Origin of the sequence: Pseudomonas sp. GD04158 (genome assembly GCF_029834875.1) — a bacterium.
GTDB lineage: Bacteria > Pseudomonadota > Gammaproteobacteria > Pseudomonadales > Pseudomonadaceae > Aquipseudomonas > Aquipseudomonas hydrolytica.
Genome location: NZ_JAODYT010000093.1, coordinates 1 through 14,002, shown reverse-complemented (window position 1 = coordinate 14,002; position 14,002 = coordinate 1). Strand labels below are relative to the sequence as shown.

At 64.7% G+C, this 14,002-nt stretch carries 13 protein-coding genes and 1 pseudogene; 8 read left to right on the top strand and 6 right to left on the bottom strand.

The annotated features are described in order from the left end of the window. The 4 genes from N7333_RS21845 to yaaA all read right to left on the bottom strand — a co-directional run. A partial coding sequence (locus N7333_RS21845; protein WP_279859382.1) for an alginate biosynthesis protein Alg44 occupies positions 1-1,129 on the bottom strand: 1,129 nt, incomplete at its 3' end. A 26-nt stretch (positions 1,130-1,155) separates the two neighbouring features. Beyond that, the gene (locus tag N7333_RS21840) at positions 1,156-2,637 is read right to left on the bottom strand and encodes a glycosyltransferase family 2 protein (protein WP_279859381.1); all 1,482 of its coding nucleotides are present in this window, start codon (positions 2,635-2,637) and stop codon (positions 1,156-1,158) included. 48 nt (positions 2,638-2,685) lie between these two features. Beyond that, on the bottom strand, positions 2,686-3,996 hold the full coding sequence (gene algD / locus N7333_RS21835) for a GDP-mannose 6-dehydrogenase (protein ID WP_096827273.1): 1,311 nt from the start codon (positions 3,994-3,996) through the stop codon (positions 2,686-2,688). A gap of 697 nt (positions 3,997-4,693) precedes the next feature. Beyond that, complete coding sequence (yaaA, locus tag N7333_RS21830; protein ID WP_279859380.1) at positions 4,694-5,473, bottom strand: peroxide stress protein YaaA; 780 nt, start codon at positions 5,471-5,473, stop codon at positions 4,694-4,696. Positions 5,474-5,895: 422 nt separating this feature from the next. Between yaaA and N7333_RS21825 the strand changes: the two genes are divergently transcribed. The 4 genes from N7333_RS21825 (at position 5,896) to moaE (ending at position 8,772) form a co-directional block, all read left to right on the top strand. Then, positions 5,896-7,287, top strand: coding sequence for a PhoH family protein (locus N7333_RS21825; protein WP_003243119.1), 1,392 nt, complete (start codon positions 5,896-5,898; stop codon positions 7,285-7,287). 164 nt (positions 7,288-7,451) lie between these two features. Next, positions 7,452-7,928, top strand: coding sequence for a cyclic pyranopterin monophosphate synthase MoaC (gene moaC / locus N7333_RS21820; protein ID WP_279859379.1), 477 nt, complete (start codon positions 7,452-7,454; stop codon positions 7,926-7,928). Beyond that, complete coding sequence (locus N7333_RS21815) at positions 7,925-8,167, top strand: MoaD/ThiS family protein (RefSeq protein WP_003243123.1); 243 nt, start codon at positions 7,925-7,927, stop codon at positions 8,165-8,167. The genes moaC and N7333_RS21815 overlap by 4 nt, the downstream gene beginning before the upstream one ends. A gap of 152 nt (positions 8,168-8,319) precedes the next feature. After that, positions 8,320-8,772 (top strand): molybdopterin synthase catalytic subunit MoaE, encoded by a 453-nt coding sequence (moaE, locus tag N7333_RS21810; protein ID WP_148117497.1) that lies wholly within the window; start codon positions 8,320-8,322, stop codon positions 8,770-8,772. 159 nt (positions 8,773-8,931) lie between these two features. Here the strand turns inward: moaE and N7333_RS21805 are convergent, their stop codons facing one another. Continuing rightward, entirely contained in the window at positions 8,932-9,096 is a 165-nt protein-coding gene (locus N7333_RS21805; RefSeq protein WP_003243127.1) for a hypothetical protein, read from the bottom strand. 173 nt (positions 9,097-9,269) lie between these two features. Here N7333_RS21805 and N7333_RS21800 point away from each other — a divergent pair, with 173 nt between their 5' ends. After that, positions 9,270-11,186, top strand: a complete 1,917-nt coding sequence (locus N7333_RS21800) for a bifunctional UDP-sugar hydrolase/5'-nucleotidase (RefSeq protein ID WP_279859378.1) — start codon at positions 9,270-9,272, stop codon at positions 11,184-11,186. Between the two features lie 28 nt (positions 11,187-11,214). On the opposite strand, the gene N7333_RS21795 is transcribed toward N7333_RS21800, so the two are convergent. Continuing rightward, positions 11,215-11,532, bottom strand: coding sequence for a Rieske (2Fe-2S) protein (locus tag N7333_RS21795; protein ID WP_096827270.1), 318 nt, complete (start codon positions 11,530-11,532; stop codon positions 11,215-11,217). A gap of 427 nt (positions 11,533-11,959) precedes the next feature. Between N7333_RS21795 and N7333_RS21790 the strand changes: the two genes are divergently transcribed. The 3 genes and pseudogenes from N7333_RS21790 to N7333_RS21780 form a co-directional block, all read left to right on the top strand. Further along, entirely contained in the window at positions 11,960-12,859 is a 900-nt protein-coding gene (locus N7333_RS21790) for an ABC transporter substrate-binding protein (protein WP_096827269.1), read from the top strand. Between the two features lie 50 nt (positions 12,860-12,909). Continuing rightward, entirely contained in the window at positions 12,910-13,896 is a 987-nt protein-coding gene (locus tag N7333_RS21785; protein ID WP_198402280.1) for an iron chelate uptake ABC transporter family permease subunit, read from the top strand. Beyond that, positions 13,896-14,002 (top strand): annotated as a pseudogene (locus N7333_RS21780) (heme ABC transporter ATP-binding protein); the annotation flags it as partial. The gene N7333_RS21785 and the pseudogene N7333_RS21780, both read left to right, overlap by 1 nt.

The following is a 14,002-nucleotide window of genomic DNA, read 5'->3' as shown; positions in this document are numbered from 1 at the left end:
AGCCCAGCGACGGGCCGCGGTCGATCACCACGTCCACCGGCTGACCGGCGAGGCTGGCCGGCAGGGTTTCCTCCGGCTTGATCACCACGCGGATGTCGGCGGACAGGCCGCCGTCATGCAGGCTGCTGCTGACGATTTCGCCGCGGCGCGGCGCATCTTCGCCGGCCACCTTGAAGCTCACCGGCGTGCCGGGGCGCGCCTGCTCCAGGTGACGGTAGGGGAAGCTGGCGGCGACGGTGGCGATACCATCCTGCGGCACCAGTTCGAAGATCACGTCGCCCTTGCTGGCGAACTGGCCGTCGGCCACCAGCTGGCGGGCGATCTTGCAGTTGCACGGGCTGGTCAGGGTGCCCTGCATTTCGCGGGCGAACAGCGCCTCGATCTGGCTCGGCTCGAGCTGATCCTCGCCCAGATGCCCCTTGAGCATCTCCAGCATGCTGGTGGTGAAGGTGGCGATCGGTGCGCCCTTTTCCACGATGCCGTCGGGCTGCACCAGGCTCTGCACGCTGCCCTCACGCGGCATGGTGACCTGCAGGGCGGGCAGGCTGACCTGCGCCGACTGGGCGTGGGTGACGAAGTACAGGCCGTAGATCGACTTGCCGATGTAGCCGAAGGCGGCCAGGCCGATGACGAAGATGGCGGCGCTGAAGGTCACCGCACGCAGCCGTTCGAACATGCCCATGCCACCGCCGCTGCCGCTCTTGCGCGCCTTGGTGAAGTTGTCGCGCTGGAGGATGTGCAGCACCTCGCCGACATTGACCAGCTCGCCGGCCAGGTGGCTGCTGATCAGGTGGCGCAGGGCGGCGGCCTCGCGTGCGCGCAGGCCCTGGAACTGGCAGCCGACGCGGTTGTGCTCCGGCTGTACCGAGTTGACCTGAAATTCCACGTCCAGGCCCAGTACCAGGCTGTCGAGCTGGAACTGCAGCTGGCCGCGATGGAAATCGCCGACCTTGTGCGTGGTCTTTTCGTTGGTGAAGCTGAAGCCGCCGGCAGAGACATCCTGCAGGCGCGCGTCGATGCGCTCGCCCTTGGCATTGGTGAAGCGCAAACGCCCCGGCAGCTTGACGCGGGCGTGCTGGCGCTGGGCCTCGGACTCATGGACGACGTTGTGATTGGCGACGGAGTTCATGGTGGCTAATTCCTATTCGAGTACGGTCACACCAGCGCCAGCAGCGCGGCGATGAAGACACAGGAGGCAGAGAAGGTCATGGCGCGCGACGACCAGCTGTTGAACCAGTTGGCGAAGCTGGACAGGCCGCGGTTGAGCTTGGTGTTCTGGCGCGTCCAGGATTGCTGGTCGAGGCGGAAGAACACGTAGATCTTCACCAGGGCGCCGACGATCTGGTTGTAATAGAGCAGCGCCGGGTAGGCCGGGCCGATGCGGTGCCCGGAGAGCATCAGCAGCAGCGTCAGGATCAGGCGCGTGCAGCCGATCCACAGCAGGTAGATCAGCAGGTACATCACGCTGTACTTGAGGCTGGCGATGATCGCCACGCACAGGCCCAGCAGGCAGGTCCACATCGACACGCGCTGGTCGAACAGCACCAGGGTGGTGAAGGCACCGAGGCGACCGAAGCCCAGGCGCAGGGCCCGTGAGTTCTGCCGCAGGTTGTTGCCGTACCAGCGGAACATCAGCTTGCGGCTGGCCTTGATGAAGCTCTTCTCCGGCGGATGCTCGACCGTGTTGATCGCCGCATCGGGCACGTAGAAGGTGTCGTAGCCCAGGCGCATCAGGCTGTACCAGCTGGACTTGTCGTCGCCGGTGAGGAACTGGAAGCGACCCAGGCGCCAGTGCTCCAGGTGGTCGCTTTCCACGTCGCGGATGAACTCGGGGTCGGTCACCACGCTGGCGCGGAACACCGACATGCGCCCGGTCATGGTCAGCACGCGCTTGGAGAGGGCCATCGAGCACATGTTGAGGTGGCGCTGAGCGAAGCGCAGCTTGTGCCACTCGCTCATCATGTAGCTGCCGCGCACCTCGCAGAACTCGTTGGTGGTGAGCCCGCCGACATTGGGGAAGAGCTTGAACCAGGGCACGCTCTTGCGCACCACACCGGGCTCGAGCACGGTGTCGCCGTCGATCACCGCCACCACCGCGTCACGATCCGGCATCTGCCGGGAAATGGCGCGGAAACCGTGGGCCAGACCGTCGCGCTTGCCGGTGCCGGGGATGCGCACGATGTCCAGCTTGACGTGTTCCGGCGGCTGGGCCTGGGCCCAGAGGTTCTTGATCAGCAACTCGTCGGAGAGCTCGACGATGGAGCACACCAGGGTGCTCGGGTAGCCGCAGTCGATGGCTTCGCGAATCACCGAGCGGTAGACCATGGCGGTGGTCAGCGCCTCGATGCGGAAGCTGGTGACCAGCAGATACACATGAGAGGGGTCGGCGTCCTTGCCGAGTTTTTTCACCTTGCAGCGATACCAGGGATAAACCAGGTAGAGGAACAGGCAGCCACGCACGAAATGCATGGCGCCCATGGAATAACGCCAGATGCCGACGATGCCGATCAGCAGCAGGAAGTGCCGCGACTCGGGGTCGAACACCGAGCGGGGCAGCGCCAGCGCCAGCAGCATCAGCAGGCTGAGGTACAGCAGCCAGCCGCTGGCTTGGTTGAGGCCGTTCTTGAGCTTGTCCATATGCGTCTCTCGGTACCCGCGCGCGGGGCGCGCGGGTACGTCTGGGCCTTACCAGCAGATGCCTTCGGCCACGCCGTTGCTGGCGTGGGGCATGAAACCGACCAGGTCGACCACGCGCTTGCCGCTCGGGGCCTGCTCGGCCAGCTTGGCGAAGCGCTCGTCGCTGTTGCCCAGGACGATGATGTCGGCGTTCGCCACCACGTCATCCAGATCGCTGTTGAGCAGCGAGGAAACGTGCGGGATCTTCGACTCGATGTAGTCCTTGTTGGCGCCGTGGACGCGGGCGTACTCGACGTTGCGGTCGTAGATGCTCAGGTCGTAGCCCTTGCCGATCAGCATCTCGGCCAGCTCCACCTGCGGGCTTTCACGCAGGTCGTCGGTACCGGCCTTGAAGCTCAGGCCGAGCAGGGCGACCTTGCGCGAGTCGTGACTGGCGATGATGTCGAAGGCCTTCTGCACCTGGGCGGCGTTGCTGCGCATCAGCGAGCCGATCAGCGGCGCGTCCACGTCCAGGCTGCTGGCGCGGTAGTTCAGCGCACGCACGTCCTTGGGCAGGCAGGAGCCGCCGAAGGCGAAGCCGGGCTTCATGTAGTACTTGGACAGGTTCAGCTTGTGGTCCTGGCAGACCACGTCCATCACCTCGCGACCGTCGACGCCGACCGCCTTGGCGATGTTGCCGATCTCGTTGGCGAAGGTGACCTTGGCCGCGTGCCAGACGTTGCAGGTGTACTTGATCATCTCGGCGACTTCGATGTCCTTGCGGATGATCGGCGCGTCCAGCTCGCTGTAGATGCTTTCCAGCAGGTCGCCGGAGGCCTTGTCCAGCTCACCGATGACGGTCATCGGCGGGAAGTCGTAGTCCTTGATCGCGGTGCTTTCGCGGAGGAACTCGGGGTTCACCGCCAGGCCGAAATCGGCACCGGCCTTCTTGCCCGAGCAGTCCTCGAGAATCGGCAGCACCACGTTCTTGGCGGTGCCCGGCAGTACGGTGCTGCGTACCACCACGGTGTGGCGCTCGGCCTTGTCGCGCAGGGCCAGGCCGATCTCGCGGCACACGCCTTCGATGTAGTTCAGTTCCAGATCGCCGTTCTTCTTGCTCGGAGTACCGACGCAGATGAACGACACATCACTCTCCAGTACCGCGGCGGTGACATCGGTCGTGCCACGCAGGCGGCCCTGGCGCAGACCCTGTTGCAGCAGCTCCTCCAGACCCGGCTCGACGATGGGCGACTTGCCGTTGTTGATCAGGTCGATCTTGGTCGCTGAGATATCCACGCCAATAACGTCATGGCCGCGGGCCGACAAACAGCCGGCACATACAGCGCCTACATAACCCAAACCGAAGATACTGATTCGCATGATTTTTACCTCGTCCGTTGATGCGATTTGAAATACTGGCCAAATGGCAAAACTATTCCGTGAACTTGCTTCTGAAGAGTTGGCAAGTTCATCCAGGCATAAGAAGAGTAGGGCGCTAGATGGCAGCGCCTGATGGGGGCCTTATATAAGCTCGTGGCCCTTTGATATTGTTCCTGCGGCCTCGCTGAGGCGTCTATATCAGCGCTTTGGTGGGTTTCTGGACCTCCCTGTAAAACGTACTAGTCTTTCGGTTAAGAAACTGTGATAAGGCGGCGCATATGCCGTCTGGTTGTCCCTGCCGATAAGAAAATACGTATTGAAATGTGTACGGGCTGTATGAGTGTCGGTGTTTTCCGATAGTTCCTACCGTTCGTCCTGTGCTGAACGGCAGCTGAACGCCTAATTGATCTCACTGTGCTAGCAAGTTGCAAAATGCACGATGGCATTATGCAATTTAGTTGTCGCGAAACTATCGGATAACTAACTAGACGAATAAGTTCGATAAAAAATCAAACTGTTCTGAAAGTGTGAAGTCAGGCGGGTTTTTGCCGTTTCGCCAGAAGGCGCAGAAGGGGGTGTCGGTCGGCAGCCGCTTGCGCTCGAGCGAGGCGCTGGCGCGAGAGAGGGGGCAGGTGAGGCGAATGGCGGGCGCCTGCTCGCCACCCGATGAGCGGCAAGCAGGCGGAAGGGAAAAATCTCAGTCCAGCGGCTGATCGCGCAGGAAGACCAGGCTGTCGGCCTTGGAATGCTCGGCCGAATAACGGTAGCCCTGATAGTTGAAATCCTTCAGGCCCTCGGGGTTGGTCAGGCGTTCCTTGATCACGTAGCGCGCCATCAGGCCGCGGGCCTTCTTGGCGTAGAAGCTGATGATCTTGTACTGGCCGTTCTTCAGGTCCTTGAACTCGGTGTCGATGATGCGTGCGTTCAAGGCCTTGCGCTTGACGGCGCCGAAGTATTCGTTGGACGCCAGGTTGAGCAGCACCTCATCGCCCTGGGCGGCCAGCGCCTGGTTCAGCCAGGCGCTGATGCGCTCGCCCCAGAAGGCGTACAGGTCCTTGCCGCGACCGTTGACCAGTTTGGTGCCCATTTCCAGGCGGTAGGGCTGCATCAGGTCCAGCGGGCGCAACACGCCATACAGGCCGGACAGCATGCGCAGGTGAGCCTGGGCGAAGTCGAAGTCATCCTCGGAAAAATCCTCGGCATGCAGGCCGGTGTACACGTCGCCCTTGAAGGCCAGCAGCGCCTGCTTGGCGTTGGACGGGTTGAACGGGCGTTCCCAGCTGCCGAAGCGTGCGGCATTGAGGCCGGCGAGCTTGTCGGAGAGGTGCATCAGCTCGGCGATCTGCGCCGGGCTGAAGTCGCGCAGCTGAGCGATCAGTTCCTGGGCATGGTCGAGGTGTTCGGGTTGGGTGAAGCGCGGGGTGGCTGGCGGGGTCTCGTAGTCGAGGGTCTTGGCCGGTGAAATCACCATCAGCATGAGCAGGTCTCCAGAAAGCGTGACGGCGATTCTAGAAGCTGGGCCTGTACAAGACCACCTATGGGGGCGATTGAGAGAGGCTGCTGCATACTCCTGGCGCGCAGGGGGCAGATTCGGGGCAGGGGAGGCAGGGAAGGAAAGCGCGGTGCGACTTCGGACTTTAACGGGGGCCATGGCGCGCGCCAAGCGCTATCTGTCGCGTCGACAAATAAACCTGCCTGAGACGAAAAAAACGTTTTTCTGTCATAAGAATTGGAGTAATAAAAAAGCAAGACCGCCGAAACCTGCAGACAGGTGGCGGCCATTGGCCCTCACCTTGCTTGCACCTTCTCAGCCCCGGCACTGAGGAGTCGGCGGCCTCTCCGCGGCGCAGAACCGTCCTGGTCTTGCGTCGCTTGGCTACTACAAGAAGGTGACCGAGTATGGATGACCACGGACGCTCCAAGCCCACCGCTCCAACCCTCTACGCCCTCGACACCAACGTCCTGATTCACGATCCCAACGCCTTGCTGAACTTCGAAGAGCACCACGTCGCCATTCCGATGACGGTGCTGGAGGAACTCGACAAACTCAAATCCGGTAAGCACGGCGTAGCCGCCGAATGTCGCCAGGCCATCCGCCTGATCGACCAGATCCTCGCGGGTGCCGAACCCGAGGACGTGGAGCTCGGCGTCCCCATCCAGCGTGGCAAGAGCGGCCCCTGCGGCTGTCTGTCCATCCTCATGAGCAAGCGTGCCGCCCCGGTTACCTGGCTGCCCGAGGATCTCAACGACAACAAGATCATCAATCAGCTGGTGGAGCTGAAGACGCGCAATCCCGGTCTGTCCGTGGTGCTGGTGACCAAGGACATCAACATGCGCCTGAAGGCGCGCGCCTGCGGCATCGATGCCGAGGACTACCACACCGACCAACTGGTCGATGACGTCTCGCTGCTATCGAAGGGCTATCACGACCTGCCTGGCTCGTTCTGGGACCGGGTGAGCAAGGTGGAGACCCGTCAGGACCACGGTCGCACCTGGCACCGCGTGCAACTCACCGACAACCTGCCGGCGGTGCACGTCAACGAGTTCATCCTCGACGAGCAGGGTTTCGTCGGCTGGATCAAGGCGATCAAGGGCGATGAGCTGGTCATCCTCGACATGCACCAGGAGCCGCTGCTGCATCAGGAGGCCTGGGGCCTGAAGCCGCGCGACATCCATCAGGCGCTGGCGCTGTTCGCGCTGCTCGATCCGGACATCCACCTGGTCAACCTGTCCGGCGCCGCCGGCTCCGGCAAGACCATCCTGGCGCTGGCCGCGGCCATCGAGCAGACCATGGTCAGCAAGCGCTACCGGCGCATCATCGCCACCCGCAGCGTGCAGGGGCTGGATCAGGAAATCGGCTTTCTGCCCGGCACCGAGGCGGAAAAGATGGAGCCCTGGCTCGGCGCCATCACCGACAACCTCGAAGCGCTGCACATGGACGACGAGAGCACCCATGGCAGCGTCGACTACATCCTGCAGAAGGTGCCGCTGCAGTTCAAATCGCTCAACTACATCCGCGGGCGCAGCTTCCAGCAGAGTCTGATCCTCATCGACGAATGCCAGAACCTCACCCCGCACCAGATGAAGACCATCATCACCCGCGCCGGCAACGGCTCCAAGGTGGTGTGCCTGGGCAACCTGGCGCAGATCGACACCCCCTATCTGTCGGCGCCCAGCTCGGGCCTGACCTACCTCACCGAACGCTTCAAGGACTTCCCCCACGGCGTGCACATCACCCTGCAAGGGGTGCCGCGCTCGATCCTGGCGGAATACGCGGAAACCCATATGTAGCACCCTCGCTTCCCTCTCCCGCTTGCGGGAGAGGGGGCAATACCTGCATAGCCCAGCCGGGGTTGCGCACAGCCGCACACCCCGGATTGCATCCGGGCTACGACATGACTGCAAATCCTGACCCACGGGTTTACAATCGGCCGATTCCCGCCAGGAGCTAACCCGTGCTGACCCATCTCGATTCCCAAGGCCGCGCGCATATGGTCGACGTCACCGACAAGGCGACCACCTTCCGCGAGGCCGCCGCAGAAGCGCGCGTGCGCATGCTGCCTGCCACCTTGCAGATGATTGTCGCCGGCGAGCACCCCAAGGGCGACGTGTTCGCCGTGGCGCGCATCGCCGGCATCCAGGCGGCGAAGAAAACCAGCGATCTGATCCCCTTGTGCCACCCGCTGATGCTCACCGGCGTCAAGGTCGAGCTGAGCGCCGAAGGCGATGACTGCGTGCATATCACCGCACGCTGCAAACTGTCCGGGCAAACCGGTGTCGAGATGGAGGCACTGACTGCCGCCAGCGTCGCCGCGCTGACCATCTATGACATGTGCAAGGCCGTGGATCGCGGCATGGTCATCGAGCAGGTGCGCCTGCTGGAGAAGCTCGGTGGCAAGAGCGGTCACTACAAGCTGGAGGAGCAAGCATGATCCGCGTGCAGTATTTCGCCCGCTACCGCGAAACCCTGGGCCGTGACGACGAACAACTCAGCGGCGACTTCGCCACCCTCGACGACCTGCGCCTGCACCTGGTCGCCCGCGGCGGCGAGTGGGAAGTGCTGGGCGAGCAGAACCTGATGTGCGCGCGTAATCAGGAGCTGTGCAGCCTCGACGAGCCGCTGGCCGAAGGCGACGAAGTGGCCTTCTTCCCCACAGTCACCGGCGGTTGATGCAGGCACCGTAGGGTGGACCGGGCGCCGCTCCGCTTCAGCCCACCACCCCACGCCGGCAACCCCTGACCACAGCCTTGTAGGGTGGGCTTCAGCCCACCATCAACCCACCGAACCGCCCCGGCAGCCCCCCACCGAACGAGACACTCCCCATGACCATCCGCGTACAGGCCCAGCCCTTCGACCCCGGCACCGAGCTCAACGCCCTGCATGCCGCCAACCTCGGCATCGGCGCGGTGGTCACCTTCGTCGGCTACGTGCGCGACTTCAATGAGGGCCGCGAAGTGGGCGGCATGTTTCTCGAACACTTCCCCGGCATGACCGAAAAGGCTCTGGCCAAGATCGCCGATGAGGCGCGCGAGCGCTGGCCGCTGCTGGGCATCGAGATCATCCACCGCATTGGCCGCCTGGAGCCGGGCGAGCCCATCGTCTTCGTCGGCACCAGCAGCGCCCATCGCCAGGCGGCGTTCGACGCCTGCAACTTCGTCATGGATTATCTAAAGACCCGCGCCCCATTCTGGAAGAAGGAAGACACCAGCGAAGGCCCGCGCTGGGTCGAAGGTCGCTGCAGCGACCAGAGCGCCGCCGAGCGCTGGAAACGGTAGGGCGTCGTCGACCTCCCGCGAACCACGATGCCCCGGTGCGCATGGCGCACCCTGCGATGCGGCGTGCAGCCCCGAGATCGCGGCCCGTAGGGTGCGCCGCGCGCACCGGCTTTGCGCAACCGCGACACCATCAATATCGCTCGGTGCGCATGGCGCACCCTACGCCAATGCCAGATGCACCCGTAGCGCAATCGGCACAAGCATCAGCAATACCCCCAACCCGAGCACGCGCACGCCCCATTCGTGCTCGCGGAAATTGAAGCCGACTCCCAGCAGCAGGAAGCCGCCGATCAGCAGTACCAGCATCAGGTCAAAATGATCCATCGCCCTTCTCCGCTTCGCTGTCCTGCTTTCAGCCTAGTCGCTGTGCCGGTCTGCGGCGCTGACCTGTGGCAATGAATGCCTGACTCGATTGGCGACAAATCGCGTCCCGATCGGTCGCTGTGGGCGCGGGCGGCCTGCAGCATACTGTCTGCACTCATCGCCAAGGATCGTCCATGCGTCTGCTTCCCTCCCTTCTGCTCGCCGGCCTGCTGGCCGCCACGCCGCTGGCCGCTGCCGAACGCAGCTTCACCATCCTGCACAGCAACGACTGGCAGTCGCGCCTGCTCGGCTTCGGCCCCAACAACGAGTACAGCCCGGCGACGCTGAACGATGACGATACCGTAGGCGGCGTCGCGCGCCTGGCCACCCTGTTGAATGAGCGGCGCGCCGCGGCCGGCGACGAGCCCTTGCTGCTGCTCGATGGCGGCGACTTCACCATGGGCACGCTGTTTCACACCATCGCCCGCGAGATGGGCAGCGAACTGCGCCTGATGACCGAACTGGGCTACGACGCCGCGGTGATCGGCAACCACGAATTCGACTTCCGTCCCGCCGGCCTCGCGGCGATGATCAGCGCCGCGCACAAGGCCAAGGGCGACGCGCTGCTGCCGTTGCTGTCGAGCAACATGCGCTTCGACGAAACGAGCAAGGCCGATGACAGCCTGCAAGCGCACGCCGAGGCCGGACGCATCCTGCCGTACAGGCTGATCGAGCGTGGCGGCATCCGCTTCGGCCTGTTCGGCCTGCTCGGCAACAACGCCGTGGCGGTCAGCCCGATGATCAAGCCGGTGACCTTCGCCGACCCGGTGACCACCGCCAGGGAGATGGTGGCCAAGTTGCGCGAGGAGGGCGCCGAGGTGGTCATCCTGCTCTCGCACATGGGCGTCACCCAGCAGGCCGATGGCAGCTGGCGCGGCGAAGAGGTGGAGCTGGTCGAGCAGGTGCCGGGCATCGACATCGTCGTCGGCGGCCATTCGCATGTGGCGTTGCCGCAACCGGTGCTGGTCAACGGCCGCACCCCGGTGATGCAGGCCGGCTCGGAAATCCAGTACCTCGGCGAGCTGCGCATGACCCTCGGCGACGACGGTGTGCCGCGCCTGCGCGACTACCGCCTGCATCCGGTCAACGACAGCATCGCCGGCGACGAGGCGATCACCGCCAAGGTGGAGGACTTCAAGCAGGTGGTCAGCGAACGCATGCTGGTGCCCAAGGGCTATCGCTTCGACCAGCCGCTGGCCAAGGTCGACCAGAGCCTTGGTCGCGACTTCAGCGATCACACTCTGGCCAATCTGGTGACCGATGCCCTGCGTCATGCCGTGGACGCCGACCTGGCCTTCACCGGTAACGGCACCATCCGCGACGATCTGCTCAAGGGCCGCCACGGCGTGCAGGAGGTTTCCGACCTGTTTCGCATCGCCCCGCTGGGTGTCGGCCAGTTCGACGACGAGCCTGGGTACCCGATGATCAAGGCCTACGTCAGCGCCCGTGAAATCAAGTCGCTGCTGGAAGTGCTGCTGCTGGCCTATCAGCTGCGCGACAGCCGCAGCTATTACCCGCGGGTCTCCGGCGTGCGCTTTACCTACAACCCATGGCGCGTGCCGTTCGACCGCGTCAGTCGCATCGAGATCGGCGATCCGGTTGCCGGCTACCGCGAGCTGGATCTGAACGACACGCGCCTGTTCAGCATCGCTGCCACCAGCTACGTCGGCAGCTTCACCTGGCTGGTGCCGGACCTGACCAAGGGCCTGCTCGACGTGGTGCCCAAGGACGCCGAGGGCCGCCCGCTGCCGCGCATCGAAGACGCCATCGTCGACCAGGACCCGAACACCGAGGGCGTGCAGGAGCTCAAGGAATGGCAGGCGCTGCTCGACCATATCCGCAGCCTGCCGGATCTGGACGGCGACGGCCTGGCCGACATACCTACCACCGGCGCAGCCGCCGAAGAACGCATGATCCGCGCGCCCAGCCTGCACCCGGCGGAACTGTTCCGCCTCGCCGGGCCGCTGCAGTGGGGTGTCAGTTCAGTGATTCTGGCTGGTGCGCTGCTGATCCTCTGGTTGCTGAGCCGCCCGTTGCGCCGTCGGCACTGATGCGCCGGCCGGAAGTGCCAGGCGCACTCTACGGATCGATCCAGATTCCGTCCGCGTCTTCCCGGCACTCCAGCATCTTCAGCGCCTGCCCGGCGCAAGGCCCGGCAACGCATTCACCGTTCTCGATGAGAAACAGCGCGCCGTGCGTGGCGCACTGGATCAGGCTGCCGCTGTCGTCGAGAAAACGGTCCTTCTGCCATTCCAGCGGAATGCCGCGGTGTGGGCAGCGGTTGACATAGGCATGCACCTGGCCGTTCCGGCGCACGGCGAGCAGGTTCAGCTGGTCGATCAGAAAGCCCCGACTCTGACCTTCGGCCAGTTCGTTCGGCGCGCATAGGCGGATCATCGCGTTCTCCATTTCAGATCGCGCGATTATCCCGCAGGGAGGAGGGCGCATCCATGCGCCAAGTGGAACTCGCAGTTGCCGGGGCGCCAACGCCCGAACGCGGATCTCCGCTTTGCTGAGGCGGTCGAGCGATCCGGCGTGGAGCGACTATGCCAGAGGCCATAAGTGGCGCCCGGTGCTGGCAGCTGACGATGGCCGTCACGCTATCAAGTCAACTCTGCCAATGCAAATTATTATCTTATGGTATTGTTTCTCACTTATGCCGTGGCTGCCGGTTAGCGCCTGACGCCGGCTGCTGGATCGCCCGCGAGAGGGCGTCTTCCACCGCGCAGCTGCCGCCATCCATATCGGGCGCTGGTAAGTCCTATCTCACCCGTTTGCGCCTGAAGCGGCTAATGGGTCGATGTCATCCTCTGGAGCCGAGATCATGCGTCTTTCCAACATCTTGGGCGGTCTGGCGGCCGTCCTGCTGTTTCCCAGCCAGGTACTGGCGGATGAGCCGTTGCCACAGCGTTGGGTGAGTTCCGGTGGTGCGTTGAGCGAATGGGTGGTGGCGCTCGGCGGCGAGAGCAGACTGGTGGGCGTCGATACCACCAGCCGTCATCCGAGCTCGCTGACCCGGCTGCCCAGCATCGGTTACCAGCGGCAGCTGGCTGCAGAGGGCATTCTTGCCCTGCGCCCGGATCTGCTGCTCGGCAGCGAGGAAATGGGGCCGCCGCCCGTACTCCAGCAACTGGCCGCCGCCGGTGTGCGCATCGAGCGTCTGACGGCGCGGGCCGAGCTGGACAGCCTGCAGGCCAATCTGCAGCGACTGGGGCAACTGCTCGGCGATGAGGCGGCCGCGCAGCGCGCGTTTGACGATTACCAGACGCGCCTGCAGGCCCAGCAGCAGTGGGTCGAACAGGCGCAACGCGACCAGCCGGCCCCGGGCGTGCTGCTGTTGCTCGGACATGCCGGCGGCAGCCCGCTGGTTGGCGGTGTCGATACGGCTGCCGATTGGCTGATCACCCGTGCCGGTGGGCGAAATCTGGCCAGTCACGGCGGCTACAAGGCGCTTTCCAGCGAGGCGCTGCTGGCGCTCGATCCGCAGGTCGTGGTGGTGGCTGACCGCGCCCTGGAAGGCGAAGCTGCCAGGCAGGCCATGCTGCAGCAGAACCCCGCCCTGGCCGGTACCCGCGCGGCGCGCGAGGGGCGCTTGCTGGCGCTGGACCCGACCCTGCTGGTCGGTGGGCTCGGGCCGCGTGTGCCCGACGGGCTGGCGATGCTGGCCGCAGGCTTTTATCCTGCCAGCCAATCCCTGACTGCCGAAGCCAAGCGCGAGCCATGACCTCACCTTCTTCCAGGCGCCCATTGTTCATCGCGCTGGGCCTGTTGCTCGTGCTCGTGTTGTGGCTCTCGCTGGCGCTCGGGCCGGTGAGCTTGCCCTTGGGCGATACCTTGCGTGCGGCCCTGCGCCTGCTGGGCCTGCCTGTTGCGGCCGATGCAGCGGTGCAGCAGGCCGAACTGATCCTGTCGCGGATCCGTATGCCGCGCACCCTGCTCGGGTTGATGGTGGGCACGGTGCTGGCGCTCTGCGGTGTGGCGATGCAGGGCTTGTTCCGCAATCCCCTGGCCGATCCCGGCCTGGTCGGCGTTTCCAGCGGCGCCGCGCTGGGCGCTGCGGTGGCCATCGTCGGCGGCGCCGCGTTGGGCGGTCTGCCGGAAGCCTTTGCGCCCTACTTGCTGTCGGCCTGCGCCTTCGTCGGCGGCTTGCTGGTGACGGCGCTGGTCTATCGGCTGGGCCGGCGCGACGGGCAGACCCATGTGGCGACCATGCTGCTGGCGGGCATCGCGCTCACCGCGCTGGCTGGGGCGGCCATCGGTCTGTTCACCTACCTGGCGGACGACGCAACTCTGCGTACCCTGACGTTCTGGAACCTGGGCAGCCTCAATGGCGCCAGCTACGCGCGACTCTGGCCTTTGCTGCTGGCCACGCTGGCCGTGGCGCTGTGGTTGCCGCGCCGGGCGCGGGCATTGAATGCCCTGCTTCTGGGGGAGTCGGAGGCTCGCCATCTCGGTTTCGATGTGGAGCGGCTCAAGCGCGAGCTGGTGCTCTGTACGGCGCTGGGTGTGGGCGCTGCGGTGGCTGCTGCCGGTCTGATCGGTTTCATCGGCCTGGTGGTGCCGCACCTGATGCGCTTGTTGGTGGGCCCCGACCATCGCCTGCTTCTGCCTGCGTCGGCATTGGCCGGCGCGAGTCTGCTGCTGCTGGCCGATCTGGCCGCGCGTCTGGCGCTTGCGCCCGCGGAGTTGCCGATCGGCATCGTCACCGCGCTGATCGGCGCGCCTTTCTTTCTTTACCTGCTGGTGCGGGGGCGAAGCTGATGCTGCAGGTCGAACAGCTGGAAGTCCGCCGCGGCCAGTGCGTGGTGCTCAGTGGCATCGATCTGCAGTTGCGTCCTGGCGAGGTGCTGGGCGTGCTGGGGCCCAA